At 71.3% G+C, this 17,539-nt stretch carries 17 protein-coding genes; 11 read left to right on the top strand and 6 right to left on the bottom strand.

What is annotated here, in order from left to right; genetic code table 11:
• The first annotated feature begins 47 nt into the window (after window positions 1–47).
• On the top strand, window positions 48–1,367 hold the full coding sequence (gene lysA, locus RZ50_RS28270; protein ID WP_196951438.1) for a diaminopimelate decarboxylase: 1,320 nt from the start codon (window positions 48–50) through the stop codon (window positions 1,365–1,367).
• Between the two features lie 16 nt (window positions 1,368–1,383).
• On the opposite strand, the gene RZ50_RS28265 is transcribed toward lysA, so the two are convergent.
• Entirely contained in the window at window positions 1,384–2,163 is a 780-nt protein-coding gene (locus RZ50_RS28265) for a class I SAM-dependent methyltransferase (protein ID WP_196951437.1), read from the bottom strand.
• Window positions 2,164–2,286: 123 nt separating this feature from the next.
• On the opposite strand from RZ50_RS28265, the gene RZ50_RS28260 reads away from it, so the two are divergent.
• Window positions 2,287–3,108 carry a MerR family transcriptional regulator gene (locus RZ50_RS28260; protein ID WP_196951436.1) on the top strand — a complete coding sequence of 274 codons (822 nt, stop codon included), beginning with the start codon at window positions 2,287–2,289 and terminating at the stop codon, window positions 3,106–3,108.
• A 151-nt stretch (window positions 3,109–3,259) separates the two neighbouring features.
• Here the strand turns inward: RZ50_RS28260 and RZ50_RS28255 are convergent, their stop codons facing one another.
• Together RZ50_RS28255 and RZ50_RS28250 are read right to left on the bottom strand one after the other, a co-directional pair.
• Window positions 3,260–4,123 (bottom strand): alpha/beta fold hydrolase, encoded by an 864-nt coding sequence (locus RZ50_RS28255; RefSeq protein WP_196951435.1) that lies wholly within the window; start codon window positions 4,121–4,123, stop codon window positions 3,260–3,262.
• 139 nt (window positions 4,124–4,262) lie between these two features.
• Window positions 4,263–4,988 carry an alpha/beta fold hydrolase gene (locus RZ50_RS28250; protein ID WP_196951434.1) on the bottom strand — a complete coding sequence of 242 codons (726 nt, stop codon included), beginning with the start codon at window positions 4,986–4,988 and terminating at the stop codon, window positions 4,263–4,265.
• Window positions 4,989–5,182: 194 nt separating this feature from the next.
• On the opposite strand from RZ50_RS28250, the gene RZ50_RS28245 reads away from it, so the two are divergent.
• Window positions 5,183–6,589, top strand: coding sequence for a GDSL-type esterase/lipase family protein (locus RZ50_RS28245; protein ID WP_196951433.1), 1,407 nt, complete (start codon window positions 5,183–5,185; stop codon window positions 6,587–6,589).
• Between the two features lie 187 nt (window positions 6,590–6,776).
• On the opposite strand, the gene RZ50_RS28240 is transcribed toward RZ50_RS28245, so the two are convergent.
• On the bottom strand, window positions 6,777–7,265 hold the full coding sequence (locus RZ50_RS28240) for a hypothetical protein (protein WP_196951432.1): 489 nt from the start codon (window positions 7,263–7,265) through the stop codon (window positions 6,777–6,779).
• A gap of 204 nt (window positions 7,266–7,469) precedes the next feature.
• Here RZ50_RS28240 and RZ50_RS28235 point away from each other — a divergent pair, with 204 nt between their 5' ends.
• On the top strand, window positions 7,470–8,054 hold the full coding sequence (locus tag RZ50_RS28235; RefSeq protein ID WP_196951431.1) for a hypothetical protein: 585 nt from the start codon (window positions 7,470–7,472) through the stop codon (window positions 8,052–8,054).
• 49 nt (window positions 8,055–8,103) lie between these two features.
• Here RZ50_RS28235 and RZ50_RS28230 read toward each other — a convergent pair whose 3' ends face one another.
• Window positions 8,104–8,319 (bottom strand): DUF397 domain-containing protein, encoded by a 216-nt coding sequence (locus RZ50_RS28230; RefSeq protein WP_196951430.1) that lies wholly within the window; start codon window positions 8,317–8,319, stop codon window positions 8,104–8,106.
• On the bottom strand, window positions 8,316–9,164 hold the full coding sequence (locus RZ50_RS28225) for a helix-turn-helix transcriptional regulator (RefSeq protein WP_254803353.1): 849 nt from the start codon (window positions 9,162–9,164) through the stop codon (window positions 8,316–8,318). The genes RZ50_RS28230 and RZ50_RS28225 overlap by 4 nt, the downstream gene beginning before the upstream one ends.
• Before the next feature lie 323 nt (window positions 9,165–9,487).
• On the opposite strand from RZ50_RS28225, the gene RZ50_RS28220 reads away from it, so the two are divergent.
• The 7 genes from RZ50_RS28220 to RZ50_RS28190 form a co-directional block, all read left to right on the top strand.
• Window positions 9,488–10,219, top strand: coding sequence for a hypothetical protein (locus tag RZ50_RS28220; protein WP_196951428.1), 732 nt, complete (start codon window positions 9,488–9,490; stop codon window positions 10,217–10,219).
• 20 nt (window positions 10,220–10,239) lie between these two features.
• Window positions 10,240–11,466, top strand: a complete 1,227-nt coding sequence (locus tag RZ50_RS28215) for a radical SAM protein (RefSeq protein WP_196951427.1) — start codon at window positions 10,240–10,242, stop codon at window positions 11,464–11,466.
• Between the two features lie 201 nt (window positions 11,467–11,667).
• On the top strand, window positions 11,668–13,011 hold the full coding sequence (locus RZ50_RS28210) for an extracellular solute-binding protein (RefSeq protein ID WP_196951426.1): 1,344 nt from the start codon (window positions 11,668–11,670) through the stop codon (window positions 13,009–13,011).
• Window positions 13,008–13,919 (top strand): carbohydrate ABC transporter permease, encoded by a 912-nt coding sequence (locus RZ50_RS28205; protein WP_196951425.1) that lies wholly within the window; start codon window positions 13,008–13,010, stop codon window positions 13,917–13,919. Before RZ50_RS28210 ends, RZ50_RS28205 begins: the two co-directional genes overlap by 4 nt.
• Window positions 13,916–14,743 (top strand): carbohydrate ABC transporter permease, encoded by an 828-nt coding sequence (locus RZ50_RS28200; RefSeq protein WP_196951424.1) that lies wholly within the window; start codon window positions 13,916–13,918, stop codon window positions 14,741–14,743. Before RZ50_RS28205 ends, RZ50_RS28200 begins: the two co-directional genes overlap by 4 nt.
• A gap of 2 nt (window positions 14,744–14,745) precedes the next feature.
• Window positions 14,746–16,458: a glycoside hydrolase family 36 protein gene (locus RZ50_RS28195; RefSeq protein WP_196951423.1), complete on the top strand. Its 1,713-nt coding sequence runs from the start codon at window positions 14,746–14,748 to the stop codon at window positions 16,456–16,458.
• Window positions 16,459–16,476: 18 nt separating this feature from the next.
• Window positions 16,477–17,539, top strand: a 1,063-nt coding sequence (locus RZ50_RS28190; protein ID WP_254803350.1) for a LacI family DNA-binding transcriptional regulator, incomplete at its 3' end; no start/stop codon positions are given.

The raw sequence follows: 17,539 nt of genomic DNA, 5'->3' as shown, positions 1-17,539 counted from the left end.
CCCCCGCAGCCCAGAACGACCTTCCGTCTTCCGTAGGAGTAGCCGCAATGACCCAGCTCACCGCCCCGGCAGTTCCCTCCCCGGCGACCGTCCCCGCCGACCTGCTCGGCGGCCCCTGGCCGGCCTCGGCGCGGCCCGGCCCGGGTGGCGAGGTGCTGGTCGGCGGGGTGGGGCTGGCGGAGGCGGCCGAGCGGTTCGGCACCCCGCTGTACGTCCTGGACGAGGGCGAGGTGCGGAGCCGGGCCCGGGCGTACCGGCGGGCGCTGCCGCACGCCGAGGTGCTGTACGCGGCCAAGGCCTTCCTGTGCAGCGCGATGGCGGACTGGGTCGAGCAGGAGGGCCTCGGCCTGGACGTCTGCTCGGCGGGCGAGCTGTGGCTGGCGGTGTCGGCGGGCTTCCCGGCGCAGCGGATCCTGCTGCACGGCAACGCGAAGTCCCCGGAGGAGCTGCGGCTGGCGCGGCGGCTCCGGGTGGGGCGGATCGTCATCGACGGGCCGGCGGAGATCGCCCGGCTGGCCGCGCTGGTCGCCGCCGACACGCCGCAGAAGGTGCTGGTCCGGGTGGTGCAGGCCGGGGTCGTCGGGCAGAAGTTCGGCTTCCCGGTCGAGGGCGGCGACGCGGCCGACGCGATCGCCCGGGTGCTGGACCAGCCAGGGCTCGAACTGGTGGGCCTGCACTGCCACCTGGGCTCGCAGATCACCACGATCGAGCCGTACCTCCAGGCCGTGGACACGCTGGTGCGGCTGCTCGCCGAGGTGCGGGAGCACCACGGGGTGGAGCTGCCCGAGCTGGACCTCGGCGGCGGGCACGGCATCCGGTACCTGGCCGGCGATGCCGAGCTGGACCTCGCCGAGTTCGCGGTGAAGGTGACCGACCGGCTGGCGGTGCGCTGCGCCGAGGCGGGCCTGGAGGTGCCGCGCCTGGTCGTCGAACCGGGCCGGGCGGTGGTGGGCCCGGCCGCGGTGGCGGTGTACCGGGTGCTGTCGGTGAAGCACCCGGCGGACGGCCGCTGCTTCGTCGCGGTGGACGGCGGGATGAGCGACAACCCGCGGCCCGCGCTGTACGGAGCGCCCTACAGCGTGCGGCTGGTGGGGCGCCGGTCGGAGGCGGGAGCGGCCCGGATGGACGTGGTCGGCCGCCACTGCGAGGCCGGGGACGTGCTCGTCCGGGACGCCGAGCTGCCCGCCGACCTGCGCCCGGGAGACCTGCTCGCGGTGCCGGCGGCCGGCGCGTACCAGCTGTCCATGGCGTCGGGCTACAACCTGGTCGGCCGCCCGGCCGTGGCGGCGGTGCGGGACGGCCGGGCCCGGCTGCTGATCCGGCGGGAGACGGTGGAGGACTTCCGCCTGCGGGAGGTCGGCCGCTGAGCCGCCTGCGTGGGGGTCAGGCCGGAACGGACGTGATCACGACCAGCGAGCCCTCGTAGAACGGCTGTTGCCGCAGGGTGCCGAACCGAGCGTCCCAGGCCCCGCTGTCCAGGTCGCGGCGCAGATCCGCGGCGAACCGCTCGCGCGCCTCCTCGTCGACGAAGCTCCACGCCGAGCACGCCTGCCGGGCGGCGGGGTCGAGCAGCATCTCGGGGCGCGCGTAGTACGCCTCGTTGAAGCCGTCGGTGCAGTCGACGGGGATCGGCACCGCGGTCACCGTCGTGCGTCCGCCGAGGGCCTCGGTCAGGTCCGCGACGGCCGGATAGCGGCGGGCCTCGGTGTCCAGCACCTCCGGCGCGTACTCGTACAGCCAGAAGTCCCGTACGAGACCGGGGTCGCAGGTCAGCACGACGGCGGGGCCCCGCGCCACCCGGCGCATCTCGCGCAGCCCCGCCCTGAAGTCGCTCCACTGGTGCACGCTGAAGATGGTCATCGCCGCGTCGAACGCGCCGTCGTCGAACGGCAGGTGCTCGGCGACGGCGTCGACGGCGGCCGACAGGTGCGCGGGCCGCTGGGCGCGCATCGACGCCGACGGCTCGACCGCCGTCACCTCCAGCGTCGTCGACTCGTACGACCCCGCCCCGGCCCCGACGTTGACCACCGTGCGCGCCCCGCCCAGGGCGGCGGCGATCGCCTGCCCGATCCTCGCGTCCGGTTGTCGATAGGTGGCGTACCCGCCGCCTATCGTGCCGTAGTCCGCGTCCCCCGCACTGCCGTCAGCTCCGCGTCCGCTCATGCTTCGAACCTAGCCACACTGTCAACGCCTTTGTCCCGGCCCACGCCCCGCTCCCGCGGTTCGTCCGCGACCGAGTAGGTTCTTGACCCTCACACCGTGTCAGGCGCTGAACTCGGAGACATCATGTTCACCATCGGAGACTTCGCCCGGCACGGCCGCGTCTCGGTCCGGATGCTGCGCCACTACGACGCGACCGGACTGCTGCGCCCGACCCATGTCGACCCCGCCACCGGCTACCGCTACTACGTCGCCGCCCAGCTCGCCCGGCTCAACCGCGTCATCGCGCTCAAGGACCTGGGGTTCACCCTCCAGCAGGTGCGGGACATCGTGGAGGAGAAGGTCGCCACCGAGGAGCTGCGGGGCATGCTGCGGCTGCGGCAGGCCGAGCTGGAGACCGCCATGGCCTCCGCGGCCGCGCGGCTGGTGCAGGTCGAGGCGAGGCTCCGAGCGATCGAGAGTGAGGGGCACATGCCCACGAACGACGTCGTCATCAAGAACGTCCCCGCCGTACGGGTGGCGGAGCTGACCGCGACCGCGGCGAGCTTCGAGCCCGAGGAGATCACCCCTGTCATCACGCCCCTCTACGAGGAGCTGTTCCACCTCCTGGACGCGGCGGGCATCACCCCCACGGGTCCCGGGATCGCCTACTACGAGGACGCCCCGGAAGGCGAGGGCCGGATCAGGGTCCACGCCGCCGTCCAGGTCTCCGCGCCCCTCCAGGACGACGCCTTCCGGGTGTTCGACCTGCCGCCCCTCGACCAGGCGGCGACCATCGTGCACCGCGGCTCGATGGACGCCGTGGTGCCCACGTCCCAGGCCCTGGCCCGCTGGATCGACGGCAACGGCTACCAGTCGACCGGATACCCCCGGGAGATCAACCTGGAGTGCCCGGAGAACCGCGACGACTGGGTGACGGAACTCCAGGCGCCGGTGACCCGGGCCTGACCTGGGGCCTTGGGCTTGGGGCCTGGGCTTGGAGCCTGAGGTCTGGGACTTGGGGCCTGGGGGCCCGGAGGCCGTCCGTCCGCGCGGGGTTCACGCGGCCGGCGGCCTCCGGGCCCCGACAAGGACCGGCGCGATCCTCATCCGGCTCCGATCACGACCCGGCAGGCAGGAGCGCGGCGAGTTCCCCCAGAACCCGGGCCGCCGGTGCCGGGTCGGCCAGCCACTTCAGGTGGCTGCTGGTGAGCGTGCGGACGTCGTAGGGGTTCTCCGGCGTCAGCGCGTCGCCCTCGCGGATCATCCGGTCCTGCATGGCGAGCGGCACGCTGGTGTCCTCGGTCAGCCGGACGTACGTCCTGGGGATCCGCCCCCAGCTGTCGGGCTGCGCCCGGTCGTCGGCCGTGCCGACGTCGAGGTTCTCGTCGGGCTGGAAGGTGTTGAGGAAGACCATGAACTCCTCGTCCGTCCCGTCGGCGAGGAAGGCCGCCTTGAACGCCGCGAGGACGCCGGGGTCGGCGGTGCGGAAGTTGGAGCGCAGCAGCCCGAGTTCGGCGGGGTTCCCGACGATCGCCGAGGCCAGCCCCGCGGCGTCGACCGTGGCCATCTCGGGCTCGGCGTAGTAGGCGCTGACGTCGAGGTCGACGGGGCACCAGGAGGAGACGTACACGATGCGGTCGATCAGGTCGGGCCGCTGGTTGGCCGCGACGGTGGCCGTCATGCCGCCGCGGCTGTGTGAGACGAGGATGACGGGCCCGTTCCGCTTGGCCCGCTCCAGTGTCCCGATGAGGTGCGCGGCGTTGTCGGCGAGCGTGACGCCCTTGATGGCCCCGGGCGCGGTGGCGAGCCCTCCGAGATCCTGCGGTGCCTGGTAGGCCCGCGGGAAGGTCGCGGCGAACCCGTGCCCCGGAAGGTCGACGGCGACCGAACGGTGTCCGAGGAGGCCGAGTTCGGCCTGGAGCGGCGCGAAGGAGAAGGAGTTCGCGAAGGCTCCGTGTACCAGTACGAACGTCGGTTGCATCTGTCTCTACTCACTTTCCGGTCCCCTGCGGCCTCGGCGGCACGCGAACGGGCCGCCCGGCCTCCGGCGGGTCACATTACCCACTGCAAGATCATCCGCACTACCCGGTTTCGCGGGCACCCCGGTGCGACGGGGCGGTTCATCGGGGCGGGGCGGGGAGGGGGGAGGTGGCGATCCGGCCCAGGAGAGAGGCGAGTTGCCCGGGCATGGAGAGGAACGGCGAGTGGCTGCTCGGCAGCCGGTGGACGGAACCGGCGCGCGTGGCGAGCTCGCGCTGCCGGGACGGATCGAGCGCCTGGTCGCGGTCGCAGACGATGTAGCCGGAGGGCACGGTGCGCCATCCTGCCGTGGTCACCGGCTCCGTGAAGGACCGGACGCACTGCGGGCGCAGCCGGGCCACGGCGCGCTCGGCATCGGCCTCGGGCACGTCTTCGTAGAACGTCTGCCGGGCGTCCTCGGGCGGCGGGGCCTGGCCCGTGCCGTCGTTCGGTACGGGTCCTCCGAGGAACGTGAACATGCTCTCACCCGCGTCCAGTTGGAAACCGGCGAGGTACACCGCCCGTGCCACGTTCGGGGCATCCGCGATGGCCTCCGTGGTGGGGACGCCGCCGTAGGAGTGGGCGACCACGACCACCGGGCCGTCGATGCGCCGGAGGCTGTCCCGGATGGCGTCCGCGTCGTCCAGCATGCCCGCCGGGCGGGCGCCGTTCCGGTGGCCGGCCGGGGGATTGGCACTGGGCAGGTCGACGGCATGGGACCGCCAACCGTCGGCGTCGAGCGCGGCGCGCACCCGGTCCCAGCACCAGGCACCGTGCCAGGCGCCGTGGACGAGCAGGAAGTCCGGCCGGTCGGTGTCAACGTTCATGCGTGGTACCTCCGTTGTCCAAGCCGCGAATGGCGTCGAGCGGGCCGGGTGGCCGCACTCCGGACTCCCGACGATACTGCGCGGTCCCTGCACGATCGGTGGCCGGTCCACGCGTCCGGGACGGCGGGGAGGCGCGCCGAACGGCCGGCGCGTCTCCTGGGCGTGATTAACATCCTCACAAGCAAAGGAGTCCCATGAGACGTCATGTCAGATCACGGCTCACCCTCCTGACCGTGGCGGGAGCGCTCGCCGCGGCCGCGCCGGCCTTGTCGCCGGCTGCTGCTGCGACGCCGGTGGTCTCCTCGGGCGGCGTGTACACCCTGGCGAACGTCCACAGCACGAAACTGATGGACGTTCAGCACGCTTCGACCTCCCCGGGGGCTCCGGTGCCGCAGTGGCACGACAACGGCGGGGCCAACCAGGAATGGCTGCACAGGAAGCTCACCCGGCCGACTCGGGTCGGCGCCTACAGCGACGGTCTGATGGCCTATGGCCAGACCTACGGGGCGACCTTCCACAACCAGACCATCCGCATGATCGCCCACACCTCGGTGTCCGGCTCCCTGCCGCGGGTGCGACTGAGCAACCTCTACGGCAGCTCGCCACTGACCGTCGGAGCCGTCGACCTCGCCCAGCAGAGCAGCACCGCGGGCACGGCCGTGACCGGCACCCACCGCACAGTGACGTTCAACGGCTCCACCGGCGTCACCATCCCCGCAGGACAGGACGTCTTCAGCGACCCGGTGCCGATGGGCGTGGGCGCCGACCAGGACCTGCTCGTCAGCGTCTACTTGCCCAACAGCCCCGCCGGCGCCGACACCTGGCACCAACGGGCCCGCGAGAACACGTGGATCTCCACGACCGGCAACCACGTCACCGACGACGGCACCAGCAACTACCCCGCCACCAGTCAACAGTGGTTCGTCCTGGCCGGTCTCGACGTGACCTCGCCGACGGCCACCGGCACACTGGTCGCCGTCGGCGACTCCATCACCGACGGGGTCGGCTCCACCCCGGGCGCCAACCACCGCTGGCCCGACGACCTCGCGCGGCGCATGGCCGCGACCAGCGGCGGAACCACCCGCGGCCTGGTGGACGCAGGGACAGGCTCCAACCGGATCCTCACGGATGCCGGTGCCAACGGCTACAACAAGTCCCTGATCAGCCGCTTCCAACACGACGTCCTCAGCCAGCCGGACGTCAAGGACGTCATCATGCTCGAAGGCATCAACGACATCGGCGACAACATCGGCTCCAACGGCACCGGACCGCTGACGGCGACCGACCTGGAGAACGGCATGCTGAACGTCATCCGCCAGGCGCACGCGGCAGGAGTGAAGATCATCGGTGGAACGATCCTGCCCTACCAGGGCGCCAAGTACTACACGACCTACGGTGAGCAGATCCGTGCGACCGTGAACCGGTGGATCCTGACGAGCGGCGCGTTCGACGGCGTCATCGACTTCGACGAGGTGATGCAGGACCCCGGCAACCCGCCGGCGCTCAACCCCACGTACGACTCCGGCGACCACCTGCACCCGAACGACGCCGGGTACCAGGCGATGGCCGACGCGGTCGACCTGAGCAAGTTCGTGCCGTAGCCGGGGGTCGGGGCTCCGGATCAGAGCCCTGATCCGGAGCCCCGACCCCACCGGACGAGGATTCCCGGGACGGCCCCCCATACCGGGTCGAACAGACTGCTCGGCGGCGGCCTGTTCGCGATCTCCCGCATCCACGCCGTCGAGAAGCAGGTCGTTGAGGACGAGGTGCCGCTGCACGGGACGCCGCTCAGGGTACGGCCCGCTCCCAGAGGTCCAGCCCGGCTCGGAGGAGTTCGCGTACGGCCGCGGTCTCCCCGTCCGTCCAGGCTTCGTTGTCGGCAGTCGGTTCGAGAGCACCACCGCCGAAGAGCTTTTCGTAGGCGCTGTCGTGGATTGATCCTTGGGCGGGGAGGGGCGGGTCGGCCTTCAGGCTGTGGGAGAGGTCCTCGAAGAAGTTCCATGCGTCCAGCAGTAGTTCTGCCGACACCGAGCCGAGGCCAGGGTGCTCGACCCATCGCCGTACGGTGGCCAGATCGAGGGTGGCTTCGCCCTCCCAGGTGAGCACCCGGTCGTTGCGACCGCAGTGTTCCCGCAGCGCCTCGGGGTTTTGGAACGCGAGGAGTCTCCCGAGGTCGTCAACGACGAGCTCATCGGGTGCATCGCCCTCGCCGGGCCGCCAGATCAGTGTCAAGTCCCCTCTCCTGGTCGCGATGCGGTACGGATAGTAGTCAGCCATGCGGGGTCTCCCGTGGTGTCGCGGCGGCACTGGCCGCGTGGGTCGTCCTGGCAGCAGTGATCACCGGGTGGTGACGTTGGATCATGTCGCGCTGTGGGATGCGGAGCCGGCGGGTTCCTGGGGCCTTCGGTGCTGCCTTGGACGGGGACGAAGCTGTGGGTGTTTTGCTGATGTCTTGTCACACAAGATAGTTACGTTCTGTCCATGACTCGAATGACTCGTGTGTACTCTGCGGCGATCGTCGGCATCTCGGCCCTTTCACTTGCGGCTTGCGGAGGTTCGGCCTCGCCGTCGTCCACCACGGCCGCCGCACAGGACAGTGCCGCGCCGACTGCTGCGGCATCGGGCATCGCCGCTTCGGAGCCGGCCGATGGTCCGAAGACGACCGCCCCTGCGAAGGCGGCAGGTGGAGCGGGGGGCGGGGCAGCCGTCACTGGCAACACCGTGACCATCGCCGGGCCCGACGGCGGCACCTTTCAGCTCGGTGCGGGGACCTGTCTGGGGAGCAAGTCCCCGTCCGGAAGGCTGGTCCTGACCTCGGAGGTGGCCGGGCCCCGGAAGTTCAGCGCGATCGTCACCTTCGACGGCAGTGGGAACATGGGCCTGCTGCTGACCGCCGGTGAGGATTCGACCGCCGTCGTATGGGCCGGAGACGCCACGGTCGGCGCGACGGCCAGTCGCACCGAGGACACCATCAAGTTCGTCGACCTGCCGATCAAGCAGCTGACGGGTGTCGAGGGCACGGCCAGCGGCGCCTTGAAGTGCGAGAACCGTGACGGGCTGATCTGATCGGAGCTGCGCGAGAAGTCGGCCGGGCCGACTTCTCGCGCAGTGGTGTTCAGGCGGTGGGGAGTTCGCCGGTCCTGATGGCGGTGACGAACGCCGTCCACGCGTCGGTGGGGAAGACGAGCGCCGGCCCGCTGGGGTCCTTGGAGTCTCGAACGGGGACGATCCCGGCGAAGCCGTCGGCGACCTCGATGCAGTTGCCTTGGTCAGCGCTGAAGCTGCTCTTCCTCCACGTGGCTCGGCTCAAGTCCATGCCGGTGTCGATCATTCGAGTTCCTTTGCAATCTGCGCGACAAGTCGACGCGACGGCGCAACGTCAAGTGCCGCTGCCCGGAGGCGATCAAATGCCTGATCGTAGGCCGTGACGTCGTCATCCCGTTCGAGGTAGAGGCTACTCGTGAGGGCCTCGGTGTACACCACATCGAGGTCGCTGCGGACGGGAAACTCCAGGATCGCGAACGAGCCGTGTATGCCTGCATGTGCTCCTGCCGTGAAGGGCACGACTTGCAACGTCACGTTCGGCTCCCTGGAGGCGGCCACCAACTGTTGCAGTTGCTTCGCCATGGTGCCTTGGCTGCCGATCCGTCGGCGAACTGCGCCCTCATCCACGATTGCCCAGACCTTCAGCGGCTCCTCGCGCTGAAGAGCCGCGTTCTGCCGGGCCATCCTGACATCGACGAGTGCATTGACCACCTCGGCTGGCGCTTCGGGCCTGAGCTGTCGGATCAGAGATCGTGCGTAGTCGGGGGTCTGGAGCAGTCCAGGAATCAGCGACGACTCGAAGTTTCGGATTGCCACAGCCTCCGCTTCGAAGCTGATGAACGAGGCGTAGCGCTGCGAGATCACGTCCGAGTACGGCTGCCACCACACCCTGCGCTTTCCCTCGCGCGCCAGCGTCGCGAGTGCCTCGCGGGCCTCCGGGTCGGTGACCTGGTAGACGTCGAGCAGTATCCCGACCTCGTTCGCACGCAAGCCGTAGCGGCCGTTCTCCAGTCGGCTGACCTTGGACTGGTGCCAGCCGAGCCGGGTCGCCACCTCGTCAACCGTGAGGTGCAGGCCCTCCCGGATCCTCCGGAGCTCTGCACCCAGCATCCGGCGGCGCACCGTGGGCATTGCGGTCACGCTCCGGCCTCCCCTCATCGCGCCAGGCCGCGTGTCTCGCCGAGCAGTTCGGACCCCGGGCCGCCGGGGAGATCGCCCACCGGCTGTACCACTTCGGCGCGGTGGGGGCGGTCGCCTTCATCGGGCTCGATCCCCACCCGATCTACGTGCGCCGGGCGAACCATGAAGTGGCCGAATAGGGACGGCTTGTGTCGGTCGGTCAGTCAGAGCGTGTGAGATGTGTGTTGCAAAATCGACTATTTGTGTTGGCTCGCTGTTAGGCTGCGCGACTGAATCCCAACTCATCGGTGTACAACCAGATTTGGAAGAGGCGCGTGAGACCTGAAGACGTCCCCCTGCTGTTCCAGGAACTGGCCCGCGAGTTCGCGGACGTGACCGACATGTCCGTGGCGGCGACCGGCTCGCTCGCCCGGGGCGATCACCGCACGGGCCCCACCGGCGACATCGTCTCCAACCTCGACCTGATCCACGTCGTGGCCGATGGTGCCGACGTGCCGGAAACCCGGGCCGTGGTGGAGCGGAGGATGCGGCGGATCTCCGACACCTTCCGGATCGAGACGACGTCCGTCATCGCCAGGCTCCCGGCGTTCCGGTTGGCCGGCCACGCCCACTACCGGATCAGCATGCGGCCCGAGTGGTTCTGCGACGGCCTCGGGCTCGGGCCCGCGACATTCGGCCCTCCCGGTGACGACGGCGACCCGCAGGCACCGCTCGCCTGGATGATGCAGCCCGTCCCGTACTACCTGGCGAAGGCGACCATCCTGGACCCGACGACCAATCTGGCCAAGGCCCGTAGGGCCGCGACGAGGCTGGCCGACCGGTTCGACCTCAAAGGGATCCGCGACGACCTCGACAACCTTCCGCGCGCCCTGCGCACCCTGATCGCCGAGCGCGACCTCACCCCGCTCGGCTCCACCACCCGCTACCTCGACACCCCCACGCACCCCGCCATCGCGCAACTCGTCCGTGACGCGGTCTTCGTCGAGTGCATGGGCCTGCCGTCCGCCGACTCGATGGTGACCGTGCTGCCGTCCGTCCCGAACTGACAGCCACCGGAGAGCACCCCATGTCCACTCGGCAGCACGTGGAGATCCTGCCCCCGCACCCGCTGCGGGCCGGCTACGACCGGTCCCTGGAGCGCGGTTCGATAACCGACGCGTTCCAACGGCGCCTGGAGCCAACTAACTTCAACCCCGGCTACCTCGGAGCCCTGACCGAGCGGGTGGAACACGCCCTGAGCCGGGACCCGGCGGACGAGGCCATGCGGTGGCGTCTGGCGTTCCTGCTGCTCCAGAACAACGCCACCGCGGCCGCCGTCGAGCGGGCCGGGGAACTGCTTACCGGCGCCACCCTCCCGCAGGCCCGGCGCCTGGCCGAGCTCGTCGCCGGGATCCGGAGCCGGATCGACCAGCCGCGCGCCGGACGCCGCGTCAGGCGGGTCAACTGGTCGATCAACAACCGCTGCCCGATGTCCTGCCAGGGCTGCTACAACCCGTTCGCCGCCGAGCAGATCGACCTCGCGCAGGCCAGGAGGATCGTCGGGAAGCTGGCCGTGCACGGGACCACCGATCTGGTCCTGGCCGGGGGCGATCCGCTGCTGTGGCCGCCGGTCTTCGACGTGGTCGACCACGCCGTCGCCAGTGGTCTCAAGGTCGGCCTCGACACCACCGGCTACACGCTCACCGCCGACAAGCTCTCGCGGCTCCGGGGCCTGTCCTCGCTGCGGCTGCCGCTGGACGCCGTCACCGCGGACGTGCAGCGCGCCTTCCGCCGCAGCCCGGACGGCAATCTGCTGAACGCGCTCCTGGAGTCCCTCGCCCTGTGCGACGCCGAGGGTTTCGACCGGGTGCGGGTGCACACCGTGGCGAGTGCCGCGAACCTCCACCAGCTGCCGGAGCTCGCCGCCGAGGTGCTGTCCCACCCCTCGGTCGCCCAGTGGGTGATCTTCCAGTGGTGGGGTCGGCGGGCGTCACCGGCCACGGTGCGCAGGCTCGGGGTGGAGGTGGAGGCCGTCCGCGCGGTCGTGGAGGGCATCCGGCGCGACCACCCCGGCCGGGAGATCCACCTCGCGGAGAGCACCGAGCGGGAGCTGCTGAACTGGATGATCCAGTCGAGCGGGCAGGTGGTCACCTTCGGGTCGGGCCCGGAGGAGGAGTTCATCCTGGGCAACCTCCTGACCGACGAGGTCGAGGAGATCCTGACCCACCCGATCCTGGACTTCGAGGCGATGGCCCGGGGGATCCCGGTCACCCCGGGAACCGTGTTCGAACCCTCGGCCGCCGCGCGGGGCTGATAACGGAACGGTCTCAAACGCCCACCCGCCTCGCACCGAGGGCTTGACGGCGCGAGGCGGGTGGGCGTTTGCTGTGTCCGCTCGTTCGAGCGTGTTTGGTTCTGGTTTGTTTTGTGTGTTTGAACGTTCAAACTGGCCGAGCATCGACCCCCACCCTCATGCCGCCTTACCGATCCTCGCCACCCCGCAGAGAGGAATGCAATGTCACACCTTTCCCGTCGCGACCTGCTCCGCGCCTCCGGAGCCGGCCTGTTGGCCCTGGCCGCCGGTGGCACCCTCGCCGCCTGCGGCGACTCCGGCTCGGGCGGCGCCTCGGGTGGGGACGCCGACACCGGCACGATCACCGTCTGGTCCTGGGCCACGGCCGCCGTGGCCCTGCGGGCCGTCGTCCCGGCGTTCGAGAAGGACAACCCGGGCATCAAGGTCGACGTCCAGGACATCGGCAACCCCGCCATCTGGGACAAGATCACCGTCGGCCTGGCGGCCGGCGGCCAGGGCCTCGGCGACGTCCTGCACATCGGCTGCGACTACCTGCCCGGCTACCTGGAGAAGTTCCCCGGCGGCCTGGCCGACCTCTCCTCCTTCGGCGCCGACGCGCACAAGGACGCGTTCGCCAAGGGCCTGTGGCCGAGCATCACCGGCAAGGACGGCCACGCCTACGCGCTGCCCTGGGAGGTCAACCCGCTCGGCTTCTTCTACCGCCAGGACTACTTCGACAAGGCCGGCATCGACCCCACCGCCATCGCCACCTGGGACGACCTGATCGCCGTCGCCGACCGCTACAAGGCCGCCAACCCCGACACCTTCCTGATCGGCGTCAACAAGACCGCCAACCCCGACCCCGACCTGGACTTCCTCCAGTCCCTGATGCAGCTCCAGGGCGCCTTCTACTTCGACCTCCAGGGCAAGGTCACCATGGGCTCGGAGGCGGCCGTGCGCGCCATGACCGTCGTCAAGCGCCTGCACGACGCCGGGCTGGTCGGCGACGCCTCCGGCGACCAGGGCTGGCGCAACCTGATGAAGGCCGGCAAGCTCGCCGTCGCCCCGATCCCCGCCTGGGGCGCGCACTACCTGGAGAGCAAGTTCCCCGACCAGAGCGGCAACTGGCGCCTCACCAAGCCCCCGGCCGTCACCCCCGGCGGCAAGCGCACCGCCCTGGTCAACTCCACCCACCTGGCCGTCGCCGGCTCCAGCCCGCGCCGCCGCGCCGCCTGGAAGTTCGTCGAGTACGCGCTCACCCGACCCGCCTCCGTGAACGCCATGTTCGACGCCGGCGGTGTCTTCCCGGCGCTCACCGCCGCCTACCCCGACCCGATGTTCGCCAAGCCGAGCGCCTACTTCGGCGGAGAGTCCCCGCTGAAGACCTTCGCCGAACTCGCCGTCGACGGCGGCGACCCCACCAACTTCTCCGGCGACTACGCCCGCGCCCTCAAGCTCGCCAGCGACGCCCAGACCAAGGTCTTCCTCAAGGGCGGCGACCCGGCCGCCGTGCTCCAGGACGCCGCCAAGCAGCTCGCCCAGCAGACCGGGCGCACCATCGCATGACCGCCACCGCCCCGCCCGCCGCCCTCGCCAGGAAGACCGCACCGGCCAGGTGGCGCCGCACCGCCCTGCCGTACCTGCTGCTCGCCCCGGCCCTGATCACCTTCGGCGTGTTCAAGGCCTACCCGATCGTCGACTCGCTGCTGCTCTCCTTCACCACCGGCTCCGGCAGCGCCACCCGCTCCGCCGGGATGGCCAACTACCGCCGCCTGCTGGACGATCCGCTGTTCTGGACCGCCCTGCGCAACACCGGCGAGATCCTCGTCGTGCAGGTACCGCTGATGCTCGGGCTCGCCCTGCTGATGGCCATCGGCATCAACTCCGCCCTGGTGCGCTGGCGCGCGGTGTGGCGCCTCGGCGTCTTCATGCCGTCCGTCACCGGCCTGGTCGCCACCGGCGTGATGTTCTCCTTCCTGCTCAACACCGACAACGGCGCGGTCAACCGGGTGCTGGAGGCCGTCGGCCTGTCCGGCGTCGACTGGCTCGGGCAGCCGTTCTGGGCCCGGATGGCCGTCGTCCTGGTGCTCACCTGGCACTACACCGGCTACAACGCCGTCATCTACCTGGCCGGCCTCCAGTCCATCCCCCGGGAGCTGTACGAGGCCGCGATGGTCGACGGCGCCGGACCGATCCGGCGCTTCACCGCCATCACCGTCCCCGCGCTGCGCCCGGTGTTGCTCTTCACGGTCGTGCTCTCCACCATCGGCACGCTCCAACTCTTCGACGAACCATACGTGTTGACCGGCGGCGGCCCGGACAACGCCACCCTGACCGTCTCCATGTACCTGTACCAGAACGGCTTCCGGTACTTCGACTTCGGCTACGCCTCCGCCATCGCCTACGCGCTCACCCTGCTGGTGTCGGTGCTCGGCGCCGTCCAGATGCGCCTGATGGGGGAGAAGGACCGGTGAACCTCAAGAAACTGCGCGGCTGGCCGCTGACCTTCCTGCTCGCGGCCGTCACGGGTCTGTCCGTCGGCCCGTTCTACTGGCTGATCATGGCCGTCACCCGCAAGGACACCGAGATCTTCGACTGGCCGCCGAAACTGCTGCCCGGCGGACACCTCGGCGACAACCTCCACCGGCTCGACCAGAAGGTCGGCCTGCTGCGGGTGCTCGGCAACACCCTGCTGGTGGCGGGCGTCCAGACCCTCGGCGCCCTGGTCGTCGCCCTGCTCGCGGGCTACGCCTTCGCCAAGTTCCGCTTCCGCGGCCGCACCCTGCTGTTCGGACTGCTGCTCTCCACCCTCGTGGTGCCCGAACAGGTCATGCTGGTACCGCTGTTCAAGATGATGATGAGCTTCGGGCTGCTCGACTCCTACCAGGCGCTCATCCTGCCCGGACTGTGCGTGCCCTTCGCCATCTTCCTGATGCGCCAGTCACTGAGCAGCCTCCCGGACGAACTCCTGGACGCCGCCCGGGTCGACGGCGCGGGCGAGTTCAGGGTGCTGTGGAGCGTGGTCGTCCCGGTCATGCGGCCGGTGATGGCGGCGCTCGCCATCTTCCTCTTCCTGGGCTCCTGGAACCAGTTCGTCTGGCCGCTGATCGCCCTGCGCAGCCCCGAGATGCACACCCTTCCGGTCGCCCTCGCGACCCTGCACGGCAACCAGAGCACCACCGACTACGGCGCGATCCTCTCCGGCACCGCGCTGTCCACCCTGCCGATGATGGTCCTCTTCCTGGTCCTCCAGCGGCAGTTCATCTCCGGCCTGCTGGCCGGCGCCACGAAAGGCTGAGCATGACCGAGATCTGGGAACCGCACGCCCCCACCGCCGGCGGCGGCCTGCGCCCGCTCCACGCCGAGGGCCTGGACCTGAGGGTCGGCGGCACGGGCACCGCCCGGGCGGTCGGGGACGGCGTCGTGGAGGTGACCGCCGAGGGCTCCGGCCCGGTGCGGATCGAGTGGCGGGTGCCCTGCGTGGACGCCACCGCCTTCTGGACCCCCGAACCGCGCGGCACCGGCTGGCTGCCCGCCGCCTGGAGCGCCCCGCGCCGCACCAGCCTCGCCAACGGCGCGCCGATCGCCGCCCTGGTCGGCACCGGCGACGTCGCGCTGTGCGCCTTCGCGGCCGAGCGCCCCGACGTGCTGGCCGGGGCCGGAGTGGTCGAGGAGACCGGCGAGTTCCGCTTCTGGGCCCAGGCGGAGGGCCGGCTCACCGTACGGATCGACACCTCGGGGCGGCACTTCGCCCGCTGCCTCACCGACCTCACCGACTGGTGGGGCGACGGCCGCACCGTCGACATCCCCGACGCCGCCCGCCGGCCCGCCTACTCCACCTGGTACTCGATGCACCAGGACGTCACGCCGGAACGCGTCGAGACCCAGGCCGCGCTCGGCAAGCGGCTCGGCCTGGACGTGATCATCGTGGACGACGGCTGGATGACCGCCGACCGCACCCGCGGCTACGCCCACTGCGGCGACTGGGAGCCCGTCTCGCTGCCCGACACCGCCGCCCACGTCGAGCGCGTGCACGGACTCGGGGTGCGCTACCTGCTCTGGTACGCGCTGCCGTTCATCGGCAAGGACAGTGCCGCCTACCAGAAGCTCGGCCGCTACGCCCTCGCCGACGCCGCCCACATGGGCGCGATCGTCGCCGACCCGCGCTACCCGGAGGTCCGCGAGTTCCTCACCGACCGCCTCGTCCGTGCCGTCGAGGAGTGGGGCATGGACGGCCTCAAGGTCGACTTCGTCGACTGGTTCGCCCGCGCCGAGGCCCCCGAGGCCGGACCCGAGGCGGACTGCGCGCGGGTGGACGAGGGCGTGGAGCGCCTGCTCGCCGCCATCCGCGGCCGGATCACCGCCGCCGACCCCGAGGCGATGGTCGAGTACCGCCAGCCGTACGTCAGCCCGGGCCTGTGGCCGTACGTCACCATGATCCGTGCCACCGACTGCCCGCTCAGCCCGCAGGAGAACCGGCAGCGCACCGTCGACGTCCGGCTCGCCGCCGGGCCGGTGCCGGTCCACTCCGACATGCTGATGTGGCACCCGGGCGAGCCGCCGGAGCAGGTCGCCTGCCACCTGATCAACGTGCTGTTCTCCGTGCCGCAGATCTCCGTCGACCTCGCGGCGCAGAGCCCGGCCCAGCGCGAGGCGATCGCCTTCTGGCTCGGCGTGTTCCGCGAGCACCTGGACACCCTGCAGCTCGGCGAACTGCGCCCGGCCCGGCCGGACCTCGGCTACCCGATGGTGAGCGCCGTCGGCCCCGAGACCGTGGCGGTGGCCCGCTACGCGGCGCTCCCGGTGGACGCCTCGGGCGAGGGCTGGCGCACCCTGCTCGTCGCCAACGCGGACGCCGATCCGCAGGTCCGGCTGACCGGCGCCGACGGGACGGCGACCGCCACCGTGCAGGACGCCCGGGGGCGTATCGTGCGGCAGGGCGAGGTCGAACTCGGCCGGGCGGAGGGCATCCTGGTGCCGCGCGGCGGGCTGCTGACGCTGCGCCGTCCGTAACCACGCCTGGAGGAGCGCATGCCCGAGGGGCCACGCCTGGAGGAGCGCATGCCCGAGGGACCGCGCCGGCCGCGTCGCGGCGCCACCACCATCGAGGAGGTCGCCCGTGCGGCCGGGGTCTCCCGGCAGACCGTCTCCAACGCGCTCAACGCCCCGCACCGGGTCCGCCCGGAGACGCTGGAGCGGGTGACCGCGGCGATCCGCGAACTCGGCTACCAGCCCGACCAGTCGGCCCGGGCACTGCGCAGCGGTGCCCGGCGCACCATCGGCTACCTGGCGCCGGTGGACGACCCGCTCGACCCCAACCCGCTGATGGCCGGCTTCCTGGAGGCCCTGGTCGACGCGGCCGGGGAACAGGGCCAGCGGGTGCTGCTGTTCCGGCCCACGCCGCCCGCGAAGGACCCGACGGCCGCCGTCGACGAACTGGTGGCGGCCCGCCAGGTCGACGGGCTGGTGCTGGCGGACGTGCTGGAGGAGGACGACCGGATCGCGCACGTGGCCGGCCTCGGCCTGCCCTTCGTCAGCTTCGGGCGGACGGCGCCGGGGCAGCCGCAGCACTGGGTGGACATCGCCAACGACACGGCGATGGCCGAGGTGGTGCGGCACCTGGCGGCGCTCGGCCACCGGCGGATCGGCTACCTCGGGGCCGCCGAGGAACTGCCCTGGATGGCGGCCCGGCGGGCGGGCCTCCTCGCCGAGGCCCACCGGCTGGGCCTGTCCGTGGTGGTGGCGGCCCGGCCGGAGGCAGCGGCCCGTTCGGAGGTGGAGGCACTGCGGGCGCTGCTGCGCGGCCCCGACCGGCCGACCGCCTTCGCGGCGGGCAGCGACCTGCTGGCGCTGGACGTGTACGAGGCGGTCCGGGCGGAGGGGCTGGCGGTGGGGCCGGGCGGCGTCGCGGTCACCGGTTTCCACGACACCCCGCTCTGCCGGCACCTGCACCCCGCGCTGACCTCGGTGCGGTTGCCGTTGCGGGCGATCGCCGCCGCGCTGGTCGGGCGGCTGCTCGACCAGGTGCGCGGGGAGGCGGCGCCGGCGGCGGGGCTGGAGCTGGCCACCGAGCTGGTGGTGCGGGGGAGCAGTG

This window comes from Kitasatospora sp. SUK 42 (assembly GCF_015776785.2).
In the GTDB taxonomy this organism is placed as follows: domain Bacteria; phylum Actinomycetota; class Actinomycetes; order Streptomycetales; family Streptomycetaceae; genus Kitasatospora.
Note: the sequence above shows the minus strand (reverse complement) of the source record. Positions and strands in the feature narration are given on the sequence as shown.

What these genes read in the sequence shown, in the direction of transcription:
- lysA (WP_196951438.1), top strand. Translation starts at nt 48, where the DNA reads ATGACCCAGCTCACCGCCCCGGCAGTTCCCTCCCCGGCGACCGTCCCC.
- RZ50_RS28265 (WP_196951437.1), bottom strand. Translation starts at nt 2,163, where the DNA reads ATGAGCGGACGCGGAGCTGACGGCAGTGCGGGGGACGCGGACTACGGC.
- RZ50_RS28260 (WP_196951436.1), top strand. Translation starts at nt 2,287, where the DNA reads ATGTTCACCATCGGAGACTTCGCCCGGCACGGCCGCGTCTCGGTCCGG.
- RZ50_RS28255 (WP_196951435.1), bottom strand. Translation starts at nt 4,123, where the DNA reads ATGCAACCGACGTTCGTACTGGTACACGGAGCCTTCGCGAACTCCTTC.
- RZ50_RS28250 (WP_196951434.1), bottom strand. Translation starts at nt 4,988, where the DNA reads ATGAACGTTGACACCGACCGGCCGGACTTCCTGCTCGTCCACGGCGCC.
- RZ50_RS28245 (WP_196951433.1), top strand. Translation starts at nt 5,183, where the DNA reads ATGAGACGTCATGTCAGATCACGGCTCACCCTCCTGACCGTGGCGGGA.
- RZ50_RS28240 (WP_196951432.1), bottom strand. Translation starts at nt 7,265, where the DNA reads ATGGCTGACTACTATCCGTACCGCATCGCGACCAGGAGAGGGGACTTG.
- RZ50_RS28235 (WP_196951431.1), top strand. Translation starts at nt 7,470, where the DNA reads ATGACTCGAATGACTCGTGTGTACTCTGCGGCGATCGTCGGCATCTCG.
- RZ50_RS28230 (WP_196951430.1), bottom strand. Translation starts at nt 8,319, where the DNA reads ATGATCGACACCGGCATGGACTTGAGCCGAGCCACGTGGAGGAAGAGC.
- RZ50_RS28225 (WP_254803353.1), bottom strand. Translation starts at nt 9,164, where the DNA reads ATGCCCACGGTGCGCCGCCGGATGCTGGGTGCAGAGCTCCGGAGGATC.
- RZ50_RS28215 (WP_196951427.1), top strand. Translation starts at nt 10,240, where the DNA reads ATGTCCACTCGGCAGCACGTGGAGATCCTGCCCCCGCACCCGCTGCGG.
- RZ50_RS28210 (WP_196951426.1), top strand. Translation starts at nt 11,668, where the DNA reads ATGTCACACCTTTCCCGTCGCGACCTGCTCCGCGCCTCCGGAGCCGGC.
- RZ50_RS28205 (WP_196951425.1), top strand. Translation starts at nt 13,008, where the DNA reads ATGACCGCCACCGCCCCGCCCGCCGCCCTCGCCAGGAAGACCGCACCG.
- RZ50_RS28195 (WP_196951423.1), top strand. Translation starts at nt 14,746, where the DNA reads ATGACCGAGATCTGGGAACCGCACGCCCCCACCGCCGGCGGCGGCCTG.